General features: G+C 40.8%; 17 protein-coding genes. 16 read left to right on the forward strand and 1 reads right to left on the reverse strand.

The annotated features are described in order from the left end of the window. The first annotated feature begins 19 nt into the window (after positions 1-19). The 13 genes from gpr (at position 20) to deoC (ending at position 15,549) form a co-directional block, all read left to right on the forward strand. Positions 20-1,111 carry a GPR endopeptidase gene (gene gpr, locus ACFFGV_RS02925; RefSeq protein WP_377345072.1) on the forward strand — a complete coding sequence of 364 codons (1,092 nt, stop codon included), beginning with the start codon at positions 20-22 and terminating at the stop codon, positions 1,109-1,111. Between the two features lie 74 nt (positions 1,112-1,185). Then, on the forward strand, positions 1,186-2,349 hold the full coding sequence (gene spoIIP, locus ACFFGV_RS02930) for a stage II sporulation protein P (protein ID WP_377345073.1): 1,164 nt from the start codon (positions 1,186-1,188) through the stop codon (positions 2,347-2,349). A gap of 13 nt (positions 2,350-2,362) precedes the next feature. Continuing rightward, positions 2,363-2,713, forward strand: coding sequence for a DUF3679 domain-containing protein (locus ACFFGV_RS02935; protein ID WP_377345074.1), 351 nt, complete (start codon positions 2,363-2,365; stop codon positions 2,711-2,713). 433 nt (positions 2,714-3,146) lie between these two features. Continuing rightward, on the forward strand, positions 3,147-4,973 hold the full coding sequence (gene lepA / locus ACFFGV_RS02940; protein ID WP_377345075.1) for a translation elongation factor 4: 1,827 nt from the start codon (positions 3,147-3,149) through the stop codon (positions 4,971-4,973). Between the two features lie 66 nt (positions 4,974-5,039). Then, the gene (gene hemW / locus ACFFGV_RS02945; RefSeq protein WP_377345076.1) at positions 5,040-6,185 is read left to right on the forward strand and encodes a radical SAM family heme chaperone HemW; all 1,146 of its coding nucleotides are present in this window, start codon (positions 5,040-5,042) and stop codon (positions 6,183-6,185) included. Positions 6,186-6,304: 119 nt separating this feature from the next. After that, the gene (gene hrcA / locus ACFFGV_RS02950) at positions 6,305-7,351 is read left to right on the forward strand and encodes a heat-inducible transcriptional repressor HrcA (RefSeq protein WP_377345077.1); all 1,047 of its coding nucleotides are present in this window, start codon (positions 6,305-6,307) and stop codon (positions 7,349-7,351) included. 205 nt (positions 7,352-7,556) lie between these two features. After that, entirely contained in the window at positions 7,557-8,123 is a 567-nt protein-coding gene (gene grpE / locus ACFFGV_RS02955) for a nucleotide exchange factor GrpE (RefSeq protein ID WP_377345078.1), read from the forward strand. Between the two features lie 43 nt (positions 8,124-8,166). After that, complete coding sequence (gene dnaK, locus ACFFGV_RS02960; protein ID WP_377345079.1) at positions 8,167-9,987, forward strand: molecular chaperone DnaK; 1,821 nt, start codon at positions 8,167-8,169, stop codon at positions 9,985-9,987. A gap of 197 nt (positions 9,988-10,184) precedes the next feature. Next, complete coding sequence (dnaJ, locus tag ACFFGV_RS02965; RefSeq protein WP_377345080.1) at positions 10,185-11,315, forward strand: molecular chaperone DnaJ; 1,131 nt, start codon at positions 10,185-10,187, stop codon at positions 11,313-11,315. A gap of 29 nt (positions 11,316-11,344) precedes the next feature. After that, positions 11,345-12,283 (forward strand): 50S ribosomal protein L11 methyltransferase, encoded by a 939-nt coding sequence (gene prmA, locus ACFFGV_RS02970; RefSeq protein WP_377345081.1) that lies wholly within the window; start codon positions 11,345-11,347, stop codon positions 12,281-12,283. 44 nt (positions 12,284-12,327) lie between these two features. Beyond that, entirely contained in the window at positions 12,328-13,080 is a 753-nt protein-coding gene (locus tag ACFFGV_RS02975; protein ID WP_377345082.1) for a 16S rRNA (uracil(1498)-N(3))-methyltransferase, read from the forward strand. Between the two features lie 4 nt (positions 13,081-13,084). After that, positions 13,085-14,443, forward strand: coding sequence for a tRNA (N(6)-L-threonylcarbamoyladenosine(37)-C(2))-methylthiotransferase MtaB (mtaB, locus tag ACFFGV_RS02980; protein ID WP_377345083.1), 1,359 nt, complete (start codon positions 13,085-13,087; stop codon positions 14,441-14,443). A 434-nt stretch (positions 14,444-14,877) separates the two neighbouring features. Beyond that, positions 14,878-15,549: a deoxyribose-phosphate aldolase gene (deoC, locus tag ACFFGV_RS02985; RefSeq protein WP_377345084.1), complete on the forward strand. Its 672-nt coding sequence runs from the start codon at positions 14,878-14,880 to the stop codon at positions 15,547-15,549. A gap of 41 nt (positions 15,550-15,590) precedes the next feature. On the opposite strand, the gene ACFFGV_RS02990 is transcribed toward deoC, so the two are convergent. Beyond that, entirely contained in the window at positions 15,591-16,526 is a 936-nt protein-coding gene (locus ACFFGV_RS02990; protein WP_377345085.1) for a Na/Pi symporter, read from the reverse strand. Positions 16,527-16,889: 363 nt separating this feature from the next. On the opposite strand from ACFFGV_RS02990, the gene rpsU reads away from it, so the two are divergent. The 3 genes from rpsU to ACFFGV_RS03005 all read left to right on the forward strand — a co-directional run bounded on the left by rpsU (position 16,890) and on the right by ACFFGV_RS03005 (position 19,016). After that, positions 16,890-17,063: a 30S ribosomal protein S21 gene (rpsU, locus tag ACFFGV_RS02995; RefSeq protein ID WP_377345086.1), complete on the forward strand. Its 174-nt coding sequence runs from the start codon at positions 16,890-16,892 to the stop codon at positions 17,061-17,063. A 16-nt stretch (positions 17,064-17,079) separates the two neighbouring features. Then, the gene (locus ACFFGV_RS03000; RefSeq protein ID WP_377345087.1) at positions 17,080-17,526 is read left to right on the forward strand and encodes a GatB/YqeY domain-containing protein; all 447 of its coding nucleotides are present in this window, start codon (positions 17,080-17,082) and stop codon (positions 17,524-17,526) included. Between the two features lie 155 nt (positions 17,527-17,681). Then, entirely contained in the window at positions 17,682-19,016 is a 1,335-nt protein-coding gene (locus ACFFGV_RS03005; RefSeq protein ID WP_377345088.1) for an NfeD family protein, read from the forward strand. The last annotated feature ends 17 nt before the right edge of the window (positions 19,017-19,033 follow it).

Here is a 19,033-nt window from a genome sequence, read left to right on the forward strand (position 1 = left end):
AAAGCGGAGGGTTTCCTACATGCCAATTGATTTGGAGAAATATCAAGTACGTACTGACCTTGCTGTAGAAGCAAAAGACATGGTAGAAGATAAGAGCACAAAGGGGAAGAGTGGTGTACACGTACAAGAAAAAAGGGAAGGCGAGATAAAAGTAACCTATGTAGATGTGGATGAAGCGGGGGCGGAACAAATTGGCAAGAAGCCAGGGTCCTATGTGACGATTGAATCTGCCGGAATTCGACAGCACGATGCTCAATTGCAGCATCATACCGCCACTGTGTTTGCTAGAGAATTAGAAGAGTTGATAGGGAAGGAGAAACTGCCAGAAGATGCTAGCTGTTTAATAGTTGGTCTGGGAAATCTGAATGTAACTCCAGATGCACTAGGGCCCATGGTTATGCAGAAAGTACTTGTTACGAAGCACTTATTTGCATTGCAGCCTGAGAGAGTTGCAGAAGGATATCGTCCAGTATCTGCTTTAACCCCAGGTGTGATGGGGGTAACGGGAATTGAAACGAGTGATATTATCTTTGGTGTAATTCATAAAGTGAAGCCTGATTTTGTGATTGCAGTTGACGCTCTTGCATCACGGTCAATTGATCGTGTGAATGCAACCATTCAGTTATCCAATACGGGAATCCATCCCGGATCAGGAGTAGGAAACAAACGGAAGGAATTAAGTATGGAAACGTTAGGGATTCCAGTTATTGCTGTAGGGGTTCCAACTGTAGTCGATGCTGTTACCATAACCAGTGATACGATTGATTATTTATTGAAGCATTTTGGCAGGGAGTGGAATGAAAAGGGAAAAGCATCCAAAGCATTAACCCCTGCAGGCATGGATTTTGGAGAAAGAAAGGAATTAACGGAAGAGGATCTTCCCAATGAGGAGCAAAGACAATCTGTGTTAGGGATGATTGGAACCTTATCAGAACATGAGAAAAGAAAGCTAATCCATGAAGTGTTAAATCCGTTGGGTCACAATTTAATGGTAACTCCTAAGGAGGTAGACGGCTTTATGAAGGATATGGCGCACGTCATCGCAACAGGGATGAATGCTGCTCTCCATGAAACTGTAAATCCAGACAACGAAGAATCATTTACAAGATAGGAAGCGGTTCTACTTTCTCTTAAAGGCTCATAGAATTTACTAGAGTCTGAAGTAATAAGGGAAAGGATGGGACCATGAAAACGAAAGGCATCAGCCCTATCCAGAAGGAAATGAACAAATGGTATAAACGAAGTAGTTTTTACTTACTAGGCATTGTAATGGTGTTTCTCCTTATTGGAATTCTAACCTCTATACAACCAGCCTATCGACTTTCGTCTTCTACGCTTCACCATTGGACAAGTCAAGTAAATGGTGCCTCCTTCCTTAGATTGATGGGGATGGAGAATCGCATTTTTATTGAGGCATATCCAGATGAGCAAGAAGAAATAAAAATGTCTGAGCTCGTCTTTCAAACCGTTACCAGTATCAAATTAACGGACCCACGAACATTGCTTGGAAGAGAGATTCCTGGATTTTCCGTCTTTGATGGCGAAATTATTGTCGCTGGAGAAGGAACCGATTACACGAATATGCCAATTGAATCCTCTCCACCCATGGACGTATTTGATCAAGAGAAGGAAGCAGTTGTTAAGCAGGAAGAGGAAGAGGAAAGTAAAGAAAAGCAGGAACCAACCCAGTCTACAGGGGATCGGAATGTTGTATTTATATACCATTCTCATAATCGTGAATCCTTTTTACCTCTTTTACCAAAAGGCACAAAACCGGACGAAGCATACCATTCGGAGGCAAATATAACATTAGTTGGCGAAAGACTTGCAAAGGGATTACAAAATAATGGTATTGGAGCAACTGTAGATAAGACAGATATACCTAGTATTTTGAAGGAGGAAGGACTTAATTATTATGAATCGTATGATGCCTCTCGACCAGTGGTAGAGACAGCGATGAAGCAGGATGATAACTTACAATACTATTTTGACTTGCATCGGGATTCCCTTCCGAAAGACATTACTACGACGAAAATACATGGTAAATCGTATGCAAGGATCTTTTTCGTCATTGGTGGTAAATTTGCAAAGCACGAAGAAAATTTAAAGCTTGCCAATGAGCTTCATAAGCGAGTAGAAAAAATGTACCCAGGATTAAGCAGGGGAGTGTACACGAAAAAAGATGCAGGCTCTAATGGAAAATACAATCAGGATTTATCACCAAACGCCATCCTCATTGAATTTGGCGGACTTGAAAATAATTTAGATGAGTTATATCGAAGCGCTGATGCAGTTGCAGATGTGTTCAGTGATTTTTATTGGAAGGCTGAAAAAGTAAACGCTAACTAAAGGAGGGATTGGAATGATACGCTTCACCACAACGGTTCTTCTGTTAATTATATTATTTTTAAGCGGTGTATTGCTCGGTATGAACCAAGCAAGTTTAGGGATTATAGAAATGCGGGGCTTTTCTAATGACTCGTTGCAGGAAGCGGTAAAAACAAATCCCTCTAAAGGCTCCTCCTACGAAGTGGAAGTGTTAGGGCAAGGGTTTGAACAAGTTTCAGTAGAGGAGAAACAAAAAGCATATGCTGAAATGCAGACCGACCACGGTGTTCAAAAGCTTGCTTTTGCTTTAGAGAAAGCTGTCAAATGGGTGTACAACACCATAATCTTTATTGTCTACCAATTTGTCCAGATTTTTTATTCATGATAGGATGGCAAGCGTTTGTCCATAAAGGTCAGACGCTTTTTATTTGTTTTACTCTGTTAAACATCAAGATGAAAGGTATGGGGATAGTACACAAGGCTTACATTCAAGCTCCTGTGTATTAATAAAGGTCTGTTATGTTATGAGAGGAAGCTATCGCCTGCAGACCATCGCTTTCCTATTGGCTCCGTCGTGGGGCGCAGTTGCTATAGGGCGGAGCGGTTTTAGCTGGACCTCCATACTATGGCTAAGCTACCATCATGAATGTACAACCGTGAAAAAGCCCTGAAGACTAAAGATGATATACAAACTGGCAAGGCTAACCATTAATACGTGTATTCGATTATATGCTAATATTACTTTTCGTTGAAGAATTGGCTTTACATTGCTATAATCAATTCTAGTGAATGTCGGGAACCAAAGTAGGAGTGATAATGTGAGTAACGACATAATTAAGCAAGAGAACGTACGAAATTTTTCTATCATAGCTCATATAGACCACGGTAAATCAACATTAGCCGATCGAATATTAGAGAAAACGAAGGCATTAACGGATAGAGAAATGAAAGAACAATTCCTTGATGCGATGGACCTAGAACGTGAACGAGGCATTACAATTAAACTAAATGCAGTCCAACTGAAGTATGAATCCCAAAAGACGAATGAGGATTATTTGTTCCACCTGATTGATACTCCAGGACACGTCGATTTTACATACGAAGTGTCACGAAGCCTTGCAGCCTGTGAAGGAGTTATCCTCGTTGTAGATGCGGCTCAGGGTATTGAAGCACAGACACTGGCCAATTTATACCTTGCTTTGGATAATGATCTAGAAATTATTCCAGTCATTAACAAAGTAGACTTACCGGCTGCTGATCCTGAACGAGTAACACAGGAATTAGAGGATTTGCTTGGGGTAACAAAAGACGAGGTCATTCTAGCGTCAGCCAAAGCAGGTAAAGGGATTGAAGAAATACTAGAAGCAATTGTAGAACGTATTCCAGCACCAGAAGGAAATCCTGATGCCCCGTTGAAGTCGTTAATTTTTGATTCCTTATACGACCCTTATCGCGGTGTAATAGCCTCCATTGCCATTAAGGAAGGTACAGTACGAGTCGGTCAAAAAATTCGAATGATGCAAACAGGCAAGGAATTTGAAGTCAACGAGCTAGGAGTCTTTAATCCGAAGCCTACCTCCAAGGATTCGTTAACGGTTGGGGATGTTGGCTTCTTAACGGCTTCTATTAAAAATGTAAGTGATTCTCGAGTTGGGGATACGATAACTAGTGCCACTAACCCAGCACCAGAACCGCTGCCAGGGTATAAGAAAATGAATCCGATGGTTTTCTGCGGAATGTTTCCTGTGGAAGCAAGTAACTATAATGATTTAAGAGAAGCGCTTGAGAGGCTGGAATTGAACGATTCTTCCTTACAGTATGAGGCTGAGACATCTCAAGCCTTAGGTTTCGGTTTCCGCTGCGGCTTTTTAGGTCTTCTTCATATGGAAATTATACAGGAGCGAATTGAACGGGAATTCGGTATTCAAATGATTACTACAGCTCCAAGCGTAATTTATCAGGTGGAGATGGTAGACGGAGAAGAAATACTAATTGATAATCCATCCTTAATGCCAGACTCCCAGTCCATTAATGAAGTAAGAGAACCATTTGTTAGTGCTACGATTATGGTGCCTAATGATTACGTGGGTCCTGTTATGGAAATCTGTCAAAAGAAACGCGGCGCATTTCAGGATATGGAGTATTTGGATGATAATCGCGTTAACATAACGTATGAAATTCCATTATCAGAGATTGTGTATGATTTCTTTGATCAGCTTAAATCTCAAACGAAAGGCTATGCTTCCTTCGATTATGAATTAGTTGGATATAGACCTTCTAATTTGGTGAAAATGGATATACTCCTGAATGGGGATACCATTGATGCTCTATCCTTTATCGTACACCGCGATTTCGCGTATGATCGAGGAAAAGCAATAGCGAACAAACTAAAGGACCTCATTCCAAGACAACAATTTGAAGTACCGATACAAGCAACTATTGGTAATAAGGTTGTAGCAAGATCTACTATTAAAGCAATGCGTAAAAACGTACTTTCTAAGTGTTATGGCGGTGACATTACGCGTAAACGTAAGCTTCTAGAGAAGCAAAAAGAAGGTAAAAAACGCATGAAAATGGTAGGATCGGTTGAGGTACCTCAAGAAGCCTTTATGGCTGTACTGGAAATGGATTCAGATAACGATTAACGTTATGAAACCGCAAGGAGGTATTCTTTGCGGTTTTTACACTTTTTTAAAGGAACGTGAGCAACTATGATAACTTCAGCTTATATTCACATTCCGTTTTGCCAGCAAATTTGTCATTATTGCGATTTTACTAAATTCTTCTACAACGAGAAATTAGCTGATGATTACCTTGATGCGTTAGACAGGGAAATGACAGAAGCAGTGGGAAAACGTAAGCAATATATGAAAACAATCTTCGTGGGCGGTGGCACTCCAACTGCACTAAATCACGCCCAGCTAGAGAGGTTGTTGCAAACAATCGCTGCCTCCTTTGATGTGGAACAGTGTGAGGAGTACACATTTGAAGCAAATCCTGGAGAATTTGATGAGAAAAAATTATCACTTTTAAAATATTACGGAGTGAATCGGATTTCCTTTGGAGTTCAAGTCTTTGATGACACGATGCTGGAAAAGCTAGGCAGGCTTCATAGGGTTCAGGATGTGTACGACAATCTGAAGCTATTTGATAAATATGATTTTCAGAATGTATCCATTGATTTAATTTATGGACTTCCAGATCAAACAGTAGAAGGGTTTCAAGCCACGCTGGAAGAAGCTATCCGTTTGGATTTACCTCACTATTCTACGTACTCCTTGCAAATTGAACCAAAAACTGTTTTCTACCAGCGTCACCAAAAAGGGAAATTGGAAAAGCCTGTAGAAGAACAAGAAGCAATGATGTATGAGATGCTCGTAAACAAGATGGAGAAAAACGGCACACCTCAATACGAAATTAGTAACTTCGCCAAGTCGGGTTATGAAAGTAAACACAATCTGACATACTGGGATAATAATTACTACTTTGGATTCGGTTCTGGTGCGCATGGGTATCTCCCAGGGAAACGAACGGTAAATCTTCGACCATTACCACATTATATTAAACAAGTACATGAACAAGGGAATGCTATCCTCCACGAAGAGCCGATTACCATAAGGGAACAAATGGAGGAGCAGATGTTTTTAGGACTTCGAAAAGCGGCTGGAGTCTCCAAGAGTGAATTTCAAAAGCGCTATGGATATGCGATACAGAATCTATATAATGATGAACTACAGTATTTAAAACAAAAGGACTGGATTGAAGAAGCGGGAGATTATATACGTATCACTCCAAATGGAAGGTTATTTGGAAACAATGTATTTCAAGAATTTTTACTCGAAGATGATCAGTTGTAATAAGCTTCTTCTTTATGCCAATCTTCTTTGTTAAATTTGTTGACAACGATAAAGGCATTTGATAACTTATTATTAGATTTAGCACTCAAAGGAATCGAGTGCTAACAGAGGTGATCATCATGTTGACAGAAAGACAATTACTCATATTGCAAGTGATTATTGATGATTTCATCCAGTCTGCGCAACCAGTAGGGTCGCGGGCCATTTCTAAGAAAGATACCATTACCTATAGTTCGGCTACTATTCGAAATGAAATGGCTGATCTGGAGGAGTTAGGGTATCTAGAGAAAACTCACTCGTCATCGGGACGTGTTCCCTCAGAAAAAGGGTACCGATTCTATGTAGATTACTTAATGTCTCCCTTTGATTTATCCAGGACGGAGCAAACGTTTATACAGCACGCTTTTACAAATCATTTGGTAGAGTTTGAAAAAGTGGTGCAGCAATCTGCGCGGGTTCTTTCTGATCTAACGAATTATACTTCTATTATTCTTGGACCAGAAGTGTATGAAACGAAACTAAAGCAGCTGCAGATTATACCACTATCGACTCATTCAGCGGTTGCTATACTCGTTACGAATACTGGACATGTAGAGCATCGCTCCTTTACGATACCCGTGGATATTCAACCGGGTGACTTGGAGAAGATGGTAAATATCCTCAATGATAAACTGTATGGGGTGCCTATCATTTATCTTCACCAGAAGCTAAACTCTGAGATTGCCGAGCTGTTAAAGGCTCATACGAATGAATACGACAAGGCGTATCAATATTTACAATCTGCCCTATTTGAAGAGCAGCCAGTGAAGCTTTATGTAGGTGGAAAAACCAATATTTTGATGCAGCCAGAGTTTAAAGACATCGAAAAAGTTCGAAATCTATACTCCATGATTGAAGAAGAAGTGGAAATCGCTCAATTACTTCGCAATGATACAGAAGATATTAAAGTTACCATTGGCAGGGAGAATGAAGTAAATGCGATGAAAGACTGCAGTTTAATTACAGCTTCTTACTCTCTTGGAGAAGAACAAATGGGAACAATCGCGTTAATTGGCCCGACTAGGATGGAATATTCTAAAGTAATTTCCTTATTAAATGTTTTATCCAGTAATATGACCCAGACCTTTCATTCTTGGTATCAAAATGAACAGAATGGGCATAACTGATAAAGTTGAGGGGAACCAGATTTTCCCTCCCTCTTTTTGTGTTTTAATCCGGTAAAAGCAGGGTATGAGTAGGTGTCTTGTATTTACAGGATTACTACCAATAAGTGTTTATGTGAAATAAGTTTTTATGGTTTAGATTAAAACCATTTTCTGATATATTCTTATTTGGTCCGTAAGGCGGATTTTTCAAGAGGAGGTGACAATCGTGAGTGAAGATAAACAACAACGTACTGAGGAAATAAATGAAGAGCAGCAAGAAGATGTGGTAGATCAAGAGGTCGTTGATAACCCAGACCAACAAGTTGTGGAAGAAGATGAAGCTAATGATGAAGTAGAGAAGCTGCAGCAGGAGAAAGATGAATTATACCAGCGTCTCACTCGTTTACAGGCTGATTACGATAACTTCCGTCGTCGTTCTAAAAAAGAGCGAGAAAACGACTTAAAATATAAAGCTCAAGACGTAATTGAAGAGCTATTGCCTGCAGTAGATAACTTTGAACGTGCATTAAATACTGAAATACCGGATGAATCTGCAAAAACGTTTGTAGATGGTATGAACATGGTATATAGACAACTGAAAGATGCATTAGAGAAACAAGGGGTAGAAGAAATACCTGCTGTAGGAGAAGAGTTCGATCCTGAATTACACCAAGCAGTTATGCAGGTGGAGGATGAGAATTTCGGTTCCAATGTAGTAGTTGAGGAACTGCAAAAAGGATATAAACTCAAAGATCGTGTAATCCGGCCTTCCATGGTGAAGGTTAATCAATAAACAAATAAACTACATACGTTATTAGTAAGGAGGATATTTAGTCATGAGTAAAATTATTGGTATTGACTTAGGAACAACAAACTCTTGTGTCGCTGTCATGGAAGGTGGCGAATCAAAGGTAATCCCAAACCCAGAAGGTAATCGTACAACTCCTTCTGTTGTAGCTTTCAAAAACGGTGAGCGTCAGGTAGGCGAGGTTGCAAAACGTCAGGCGATTACTAACCCAAATACGATTCAGTCTATTAAGCGTCATATGGGCACTGACTATAAAGTAGAAATCGAAGGAAAAGAATACACTCCTCAAGAGATTTCTGCTATTATCCTTCAGCACATCAAATCTTACGCTGAAGAATACCTAGGGGAAACAGTAGAAAAAGCGGTTATTACCGTTCCAGCTTACTTTAATGACGCAGAGCGTCAGGCTACAAAAGATGCTGGTAAGATTGCTGGTCTAGAAGTAGAGCGTATCATTAATGAGCCTACTGCAGCAGCGCTTGCGTACGGCATTGATCAAGAGCAGGATCAAACGCTTCTAGTTTATGACCTTGGTGGAGGTACTTTCGACGTATCTATTCTGGATATCGGTGACGGTGCGTTTGAAGTGGTTGCCACAGCAGGAGATAACAAACTAGGTGGAGACGACTTTGACCAGGTTATCATTGATCACATGGTTGCAGAGTTCAGAAAAGAGAACGGAATTGACCTTTCTCAGGATAAAATGGCTCTTCAGCGTCTTAAAGATGCTGCTGAAAAGGCAAAGAAAGACCTTTCTGGTGTAGCGCAAACACAAATTTCTCTGCCATTTATCACTGCTGGAGAAGCTGGTCCTCTACACTTAGAAATGAACCTTACTCGTGCGAAATTTGAAGAACTTTCTGCTAATCTTGTAGAACGTACCATGGAACCAACTCGTCGCGCGCTAAGAGATGCCAACATGTCTGCAAGCGACATTAATAAAGTGCTTCTTGTAGGTGGTTCTACTCGTATCCCAGCAGTTCAGGAAGCAATCAAGAAAGAGGTTAAGCAAGACCCATCTAAGGGTGTTAACCCAGACGAAGTAGTTGCCCTTGGTGCTGCCATTCAAGGCGGAGTGTTGCAAGGAGACGTAAAAGACGTTGTGCTTCTTGACGTTACACCACTTTCTTTAGGTATCGAAACAATGGGCGGCGTTACAACGAAACTTATTGAACGTAATACAACTATTCCTACAAGCCATTCTCAAACATTCTCTACTGCAGCAGATAACCAAACGGCAGTTGATATTCACGTATTACAAGGTGAACGTGAAATGGCACAGGATAACAAAACCCTTGGACGTTTCCAATTAACAGATATTCCACCAGCACCACGTGGCGTTCCACAAATCGAAGTTACATTCGATATTGATAATAACGGTATTGTACACGTTCGTGCGAAAGACCTTGGTACTAACAAAGAACAATCCATTACCATTAAATCATCTTCTGGTCTGTCTGACGATGAAGTAGAGCGTATGGTAAACGAAGCGGAAGAGAACGCTGAAGCAGATAAACAAAAGCGTGAAGAAGTAGAGCTTCGTAACGAAGCTGATCAGCTTGTGTTCACAACTGACAAGACGATTAACGATCTTGGTGAAAGTGTAACAGAGGAAGAGAAACAAAAAGCTGAAGAAGCGAAGCAAGAACTTCAAACTGCGCTTGAAGGCGAAGATCTAGAAGAAATCCGCACGAAGAAAGACGCACTACAAGAGCAGGTTCAGCAGCTTTCTGTTAAGATGTATGAACAAGCTCAACAAGCACAGCAAGAACAAAGCCAAGAAGGCTCTGAAGAAGATGTCGTTGACGCTGAATACGAAGACGTAAACGAAAACGACAAGAAAGAGTAGTTAAGTAACAAGTAGGACAAAGTCAAAGTCAGGGTTTTCTTGGCTTTGACTTTTTTACTCGTAAGGGGAAGATAGAACAGAGTGCCCTCCCTACTTCCACTTATGAGTTCCAAGCAACATACAACGAACCTTTGTATAGTATACCAATCAATGTTAGTATAAACTTTATGCAGTAAGAGTCGGGAGAGTGATCTTCAGTGAGTAAGCGAGACTATTATGAGGTCCTGGGTGTTTCAAAGGATGCATCTAAGGATGAAATTAAGAAAGCTTATCGTAAGCTTGCCAAGCAATATCATCCAGACGTAAGTCAGGAAGAGGATGCTTCGGAGAAATTTAAGGAAGCAAAAGAAGCTTGGGACGTGTTGGGTGACGAGCAAAAGCGTCAGCAGTATGATCAGTTTGGCCACGCCGGTATGAACGGTGGAGCCGGGCAAGGCTTTGGAGGCTTCGGCGGCGAAGACTTCGGAGGCTTTGGTGATATATTTGATATGTTCTTTGGCGGAGGACGCCGACGCGATCCTAACGCTCCACGAAAAGGTGCCGATCTTCAATACACGATGACGCTTGATTTTGAAGAAGCAATCTTTGGAAAAGAAACAGATATTCAAATTCCTAAAGAAGAAGATTGTGATACATGCGATGGGTCTGGTGCTAAACCAGGTACTCAACCAGAAACGTGTCCGCATTGTAAAGGTGCAGGACAGCTAAACCAGGAACAAGATACACCATTTGGCCGTGTAGTAAACCGTCGAGTTTGTCATTATTGCCAGGGAACTGGTAAATATGTTAAAGACAAATGTAATACTTGTGGCGGCGATGGAAAAGTGAAAACACGCAAAACTATTCATATTTCCATTCCAGCGGGAATTAATGAAGGCCAGCAAATCCGTGTATCCGGACAAGGGGAGCCTGGAGCAAATGGTGGTCCTACAGGTGATTTGTATGTAGTGGTGCAAATCCGTCAGCACGAATTCTTCCAGCGTGAGGGAGACCATATCTTCTGTGAAATGCCAATTACTTTCACTCAAGCAGCCCTTGGGGATGAAATAGAAGTCCCAACCGTCCATGGGAAGGTGAAACTAAAAGTACCAGCTGGAACGCAGCATGGCAAGACATTCCGTCTGAAGGACAAAGGTGTACCTGATCTACGTGGTCGTGGCTATGGCGATCAGCATGTGAAGATTCGTGTAGTGACACCAACCAACTTAACGGACCGTCAAAAGGAATTGATGCGTGAATTCCATGACATTAGTGGCCATGAAGCAACAGAAGAACAGCATGATAATATTTTTCAACGAGTAAAACGCGCCTTTAAAGGTGAATCATAATATTTCACAAATGAAGTGAGGTTAATCCCATGAAATGGTCAGAATTATGTATTCATACAACCAACGAAGCAATCGAACCTATTTCTAATATTCTTCATGAAGCAGGAGCAAGTGGTGTAGTTATTGAAGATGCCCAGGAATTGATGAAAGAGCGCGAAACCTATATGGGAGAAATTTACGAGTTGAATCCAGAAGACTATCCAGAGGAAGGTGTGTATGTGAAAGCATACCTTCCTGTTAATAGTTTTTTAGGAGAGACGGTAGAGGAAATTAAGAGCGCAATAAATAATTTACTCGTACATGAAATCGATATTGGTCGCAATACGATAACGATAAGTGAATTGAACGAGGAAGATTGGGCAACTGCATGGAAGAAATACTATAAGCCAGTGAAAATCTCTGAAAAATTCACCATCATCCCTACTTGGGAAGAATATGAGCCGGTTTCCAGTGATGAGATAATCATGGAACTCGACCCAGGCATGGCATTTGGAACAGGTACACACCCTACTACCGTTCTAAGCATACAGGCAATCGAGCAATATATTCAGCCTGATGATGTGGTAATTGATGTAGGAGCAGGTTCTGGCGTTCTCAGTATAGCTTCTATATTGCTTGGCGGAAAAGAAGTGTATGCATACGATTTAGATGATATTGCTGTGAGAAGTACCACCATCAATGCTAAATTAAATCAGGTTGAGCAACACATACATGCTAAACAAAATAATTTGTTAGATTATGTTGATTTTGAAGCTGATATGATTGTAGCGAATATTTTGGCAGAAGTTATTGTTCGGTTTACAGATAAAGCGTTTGAAAATGTGAAATCTGGAGGGTACTTTATTACTTCTGGCATTATTAAAAACAAACGTCAGGACGTTAAGGAAGATCTAGAACGTGCAGGTTTCGAAATAGAAGAAATCAATCAAATGGAAGACTGGACCTGTATCATTGCTAAAAAGCCTTAACACCATGAGTTAGGGAAGATATTATAGAGAAAGCAGTGAATACTATGCAGCGTTATTTTGTGCCCCATGATGGTTGGGAAGAAGAGCAGGTGCACCTATCTGGTGAAGACGTCCATCATATTAAGAAAGTCATGCGAATGAAAGAGGAAGAAGAAATTATTTGCTGTACACCAGATGGTCATGCTGCTAAATGTAAAATCAGGAAAATCGAAGATGACAGCGTTACATGTTACATAGTACAATGGTTAGATGAGGAAAAGGAACTCCCTGCTCATATTACCATCGTCCAGGGACTGCCCAAAGGAGATAAAATGGAGCTCGTTATCCAAAAGGGAACAGAATTAGGCGCAGCTGCATTTATTCCATTTGAAGCGGAACGCTCCATCGTAAAATGGGACGCTAAGAAGGCAGAGAAGAAGATTAGCCGCTACCAAAAAATTGCTAAGGAAGCCAGCGAACAATCTCATCGCACTAAGGTTCCTACAGTAGAGAGTATCCATTCAGTACAAGAAGTAATAACAGCTAGTGAAGGCTATGAATGGAAGTTATTCGCATACGAAGACGAGGCAAAAACAGATGCATTTCAATCCCTAAAAGAAGTCATTCCTCACATTAAACCCTCTCAGCGTGTCATGATGATGATAGGACCAGAAGGTGGATTCAGTGAGAAGGAAGTCGATAGATTGAAACAAGCCTCCTTCCAATCGGTCCGATTAGGCCCAAGAATCCTACGAACGGAAACAGCTCCTTCATACTTTCTGTCGGCTATTTCCTACCAACTAGAAGAATTGAGGTGAAACAATGTCAACTGTAGCTTTTCATACACTAGGGTGTAAAGTGAACCACTATGAAACAGAAGCAATTTGGCAGATGTTTAAAGAAGAAGGATATGAGCGTGTTGAATTTGACCACCAAGCAGATGTGTACGTCATTAATACATGTACTGTAACCAATACGGGTGACAAGAAAAGCCGTCAGGTAATTCGTCGTGCTATCCGTAAGAATGATAATGCGGTCATTTGTGTAACCGGCTGTTATGCTCAAACATCCCCAGGTGAAATTATGGACATACCTGGTGTCGATGTAGTGGTAGGTACTCAAAATCGCAAGAAAATGCTTGATTATATTGAGCAGTATAAGCAGGAACGACAGCCTATCAATGGCGTTTCAAATATTATGAAGACCCGTGTCTTTGAAGAAATGGACGTACCGGCTTTTACAGACAGAACTCGTGCATCGTTAAAAATACAAGAAGGCTGTAACAATTTTTGCACATTTTGTATTATTCCTTGGGCACGCGGATTGTTACGTTCTCGTGAGCCAGAAGATGTTATTAAGCAAGCTCAACAGCTAGTAGATGCGGGGTATAAGGAAATTGTACTCACTGGAATCCACACTGGCGGCTATGGGGAGGATATGAAAGATTATAACCTTGCTAAGCTGTTAAGGGAAATGGATGTAAGAGTAAAAGGTCTAAAGCGTATTCGAATTTCATCCATTGAAGCGAGTCAGATTACAGATGACGTTATTCAAGTCTTAAATGATTCGGATAAAATAGTCCGTCATCTCCACATTCCACTCCAGTCTGGTTCAAACACAGTACTAAAGCGGATGCGTCGGAAATATACGACAGAGTTTTATAAAGAACGGATTGATCGAATCAAGCAAGCATTGCCAGGCTTAGCGATTACTTCTGACGTGATTGTAGGCTTCCCTGGAGAAACAGAGGAAGAGTTCATGGAAACGTACCGTTACATTCAAGAGATTGGTTATTCGGAATTACACGTATTCCCATACTCCAAGCGTACTGGTACTCCTGCTGCCCGTATGGACGATCAGGTTGCAGATGAAACGAAGCAAGAACGTGTTCATCAGCTTATCGAATTATCTAATCAGCAGGCGAAGGAATACGCTTCAATGTATGAAGGGGAAGTGCTGGAAGTTATTCCAGAAGAGAAGTTTAAAGATGATGGTGAGGACAATCGCTATGTAGGATATACGGACAACTACTTAAAAGTGGTGTTTGAGGGTAGTGATGATATGATTGGTCAAATTGTCCGCGTGAAGCTAACACAAGCAGGTTACCCTTATAATACTGGAGAGTTCGTTCGTGTGTTAGAGGAGCCTCAATTAAATACTAGAGTGGAATTATCCTCTTAATGACGAAAAGTCCTTTTCCTTTGGAAAAGGGCTTTTTTAAGTCGGTTGTCCATTAATGTATGTAGATTGCATTATATAAAAGACCCTAAACAAGAAGGTTTGTATTCGAGTTATTGTTGATCTGTTACTCTAAAGGAGAAAGAAGCGGTCATGAAAGCACCTGCTTTACTGATGCCCGACAAGATGTAGAGTAGTTCGGTGCTGCTACAGGTTGCAGCGATTTTTTACAGCACCATTTTTATATTGCAATGCCACCTTAAAGGAGAATGAAGGCTATTGTATTTCTGTTTTCAAATTTCTAGAAAAGGCATGAAATGGATGCTTTCGTTAATAATAAAGGAGGCCTCTAGAAGGAAACATAGCATTTTTTTTGGAATAATGCTATCATGGAAGAGGTACGGACAACTGATACAAACATAGAAAGGAAGATTATAATGGACGCAAAACTTGCGAAAATGATTGACCATACACAATTAAAGCCGGATACATCAAGAGAGAAAATTGAACAGATATGCGAGGAAGCAAAAGAGTACGGCTTTGCTTCTGTTTGTGTAAATCCTTATTGGGTAACATTATGCGCTGAGTTACTGGAAGGTACAGATGTTAAAGTATGTACAGTAATTGGTTTCCCGTTAGGAGCTAATACAAAGGAACTAAAAGCATATGAAACAAAACAAGCAATCGAAAATGGCGCAACAGAAGTTGATATGGTAATTAACATTGGGGCACTAAAAAGCGGAGACTATGAAACAGTGAAGCACGATATCGAAGCCGTAGTACGTGCTACAGAAGGTAAAGCGTTGACGAAAGTAATTATTGAGACATCCCTTTTAACAGATGAGGAAAAAGAGAAAGCTTGTGAGCTTGCAAAAGAAGCAGAAGCAGATTTTGTGAAAACATCTACTGGCTTCTCTGGTGGAGGAGCTACTGTGGAAGACGTTCGCTTAATGCGAAAAACAGTAGGCGAAGAGATGGGCGTAAAAGCTTCTGGAGGAGTGCGTGACCGTCAAGGCGCAGACGATATTGTAGAAGCTGGAGCAACACGTATCGGAGCAAGTGCTGGTGTTCAAATTGTATCAGGTGGCCAAGGCTCTTCTGATTATTAATAGCAACCAAAAGAGATGATGCTTAGGCATGATCTCTTTTTTTATGGTGTTCTTTTCTTACCGTGAAGATATATAATCATCTTTGAAAATGGGGTGATAAAAGGTAACAAAATCAAGGAAGACAGCACATTAAAGAGTACAGAAATATGAGCAAGCTGTTGAGATACAGTATGGGCAAGCAGCACGGAGAAAGCCGAAAGCTCCTGAAGAAAGGGAGCAAATAGGACTACTCCGAAAATATTAAGCCAGATATGGCCCATTGCAACCAGTTTCGCTTCGGTATTCGTGCCAATAGATGCTATCCATGCCGTGATACAAGTTCCTACATTTGCCCCTAGCATTATCCCTATAGCGGAAGGCATCGTAAATAACCCCTCCTGCAGGAATGCCATAGCAATTCCGGTAGCTGCCGTAGAAGATTGAATGATACTTGTGACCACCGCTCCCACAACGATACTTAAGACAGGATAGCTGTTTGTTGCAGTAAGAGACTCCTGAACAATAGGAAAACGTTGAAGAGGCTCAGCTAGAGTAGAAAAACCATGCAGAGCAACAAATATCGTCCCTAAACCAAAAAGCAGAGAGCCGATACCAAAGGTTGATTGCTTTTTAGATAAGAGAAGTACAGCTCCAATAATCAGCATTGGCCATAATGGGATTGAGTGCTGTAAGGAAAGCAGCTCCACTGTTACCGTTGTGCCAATGTTAGCGCCTAATATGACTCCGATAGATTGTTTGAAATTAAGAACCCCTACAGCAACTAATCCAACGGTTAATACCATGGTGCACGAGCTGCTTTGGAGCACGGCCGTCATTAGTAGCCCTGCCAGCATTCCTTTTACAGGATTATCTGCAAAACGCGCAAGGAGCTTCCGCATGTTCTGATAAGAAAGCTGATACAATCCGATGCGTAAAATAGCCATCCCGAAAAGAAACATGGATAAAAATACAACAAATAACGTTAAAACGTCTCCCATGCTTGTTCACCTCTTTATCATCCTATGGACAAGCGGGAAAATCATGATTAAAATATTTATAATCTCTATTCCATGTTAGGGGACTGTATGTAAGGAAAGTGGAAGACCTTTTTAAAAATCACCCACTGTTGAAGTCCATAACCAGTTGATAGTTGTCTTCATATGAGTGGAAAAGCAGAAGAATACCATTCTAGAAAATCAGCTTCCACATAAGCATAAACAAAGCCTTCGTAATTAATATAATAAAGATGATGAAAAAAGTTGAACTAACGATTTGAATATATTATAATTGCAAAAGGCATATGTTGATACATATGCGAGATTAGAAATTGTCTGTTTGCTTTGGAGGGAGGGAAATATAGCATGTCAAACCAAACTCGCGTTCGCAAAAACGAGAACCTTGAAGATGCTCTACGTCGCTTTAAGAAAAGTGTATCTAAAAATGGTACATTGGCTGAATACAAAAAGCGTGAACATTATGAGAAGCCTAGTGTTCGTCGTAAGAAAAAGTCCGAAGCTGCAAGAAAGCGTAAATAAGAGGGTGTACAGCTGAATGTCATTACTGGAAAGTCTTAACCAGGATATGAAAACGGCTTTAAAAAGTAAGGACAAGGAAAAGCTATCGGTTATCCGGATGGTGAAAGCCGCCTTACAAAACGAAGCGTTGAAACTGCGTAAAGACGAACTATCAGAGGAAGAAGAATTGACTGTTTTATCTCGTGAGTTAAAACAAAGAAAAGATTCCCTCCAAGAGTTTAAAGACGCTGGTCGTGAAGACTTGGCTGATAAACAACTGAAAGAAATTGAAATCATTCAATCATATATGCCTGCTCAGCTTTCTGAGGAAGAGCTTGATGCTATCATTAAGGAAACGATTAATGAGGTTGGAGCCACTTCTAAAGGAGATATGGGTAAGGTCATGAGTGCTGTCATGCCAAAGGTTAAAGGCCAGGCGGATGGCTCACAAATTAATCAACTTGTGCAGAAACACCTGTCCTAAGATGTAAGCAAAAAACCGCCCTATCGGCGGTTTTTTTTATGAGTTGCTTCAGAAAGGGTACACTAGTGTAAGAAAATGTAGTGCTGCATTTTCATATTTTTGAAACATTTTGGGTTGTGATAACGTAGAAGAATATAGGAGAAAGGAGGGGTGTGATGAGAAGGATAGCGAGAGCCGTCATGTTGCTATCACTTGTACTGCTAGCAGTACACAGCATAATGTCCACATCTCTGCAAGCTGAAGGGGATGGAAAAACAGTTTATGTTGTACCCGTTCAAAAAGAGGTGGAAAAAGGTCTAGCGTCTTTTCTTAACAGAAGCATTAAAGAGGCAGAGGAGCAAAATGCTGACCACATCATTTTTGAAGTGAATACTCCAGGTGGCGCTGTAGATGCTGCGAGCTCTATTGCAAAAACATTTCAGGATATAGATATTCCCAATACTGCTTTCGTGCTGAAAGAGGCACTATCCGCTGGATCCTACATATCACTTAACGCAGATTCTATTTATATGACGCCAAGTGCTACGATGGGGGCGGCTGGTGTTATTACTTCTGATGGTAATGCAGCGAGTAAAAAAGCTCAATCTAATTGGGTTAAAGCGATGAGAAGTGCGGCAGAAACAGGAGGAAGAGACCCGAAATTTGCAGAAGCTATGGCAAACCCTGATCTTGACTTACCAGAATACCAAGCTGGTGAGGGCAAATATTTAACTTTAAGTGCGGGAGAAGCTGAAGAGATTGGTTATGCAGAAGGGGTAGTCGCAGATCGAGAAGCGTTATTAAAAGAATTAGGCTTAGAAGATGCAACCATTAAAGAAACGAATCCAACTCTAACTGAGCAAATAGCAAGGTTGATTACCAATCCAGTAGTTGTTCCTATCCTGTTATCGTTAGCGAGTCTCGGCTTTGTAGCAGAATTATATACCCCAGGCTTCGGTATTGCTGGTACAATGGGATTAGTTGCTTTAATTTTGTTCTTTTATGGACACTTCATTGCCGGGCTTGCCGGGTACGAAACCATTATCTTCTTTGCGCTCGGCATCATTTGTATTATCCTAGAGTTATTTGTCCCTGGGGGCATATTGGGGATCATAGGTGTAGGTGCAGTAATCGGTTCGCTTTTCATGGCAACGGATGATGCGGGATATATGGCTATGAGTATTGGAATCGCACTTATGGTAGCTATCATCGCTTCCATTCTACTCTTTAAATTCATGGGATTTGAGAGAGGGTTCATGAAAAATATTATTTTAAACGATGCTACATCTACTGATAAAGGGTATGTCTCTTCTAAAAACCGATTAGAACTAATTGGATTAGAAGGAACAACTTTAACCCCGTTGAGACCTTCAGGGACTGGAGAATTTGATGGAGAACGTATTGATATTGTGACAGAGGGAGGATTTATTGCCTCCGGTAAAGCTGTAAAAGTAATTCAAGCAGAAGGAACTCGCGTTATTGTCCGAGAAATTATTAAAGAACAGGAATAAAAAAAGGAGGAAACAAA

The organism is Pontibacillus salicampi, from assembly GCF_042434395.1.
GTDB lineage: Bacteria > Bacillota > Bacilli > Bacillales > BH030062 > Pontibacillus > Pontibacillus salicampi.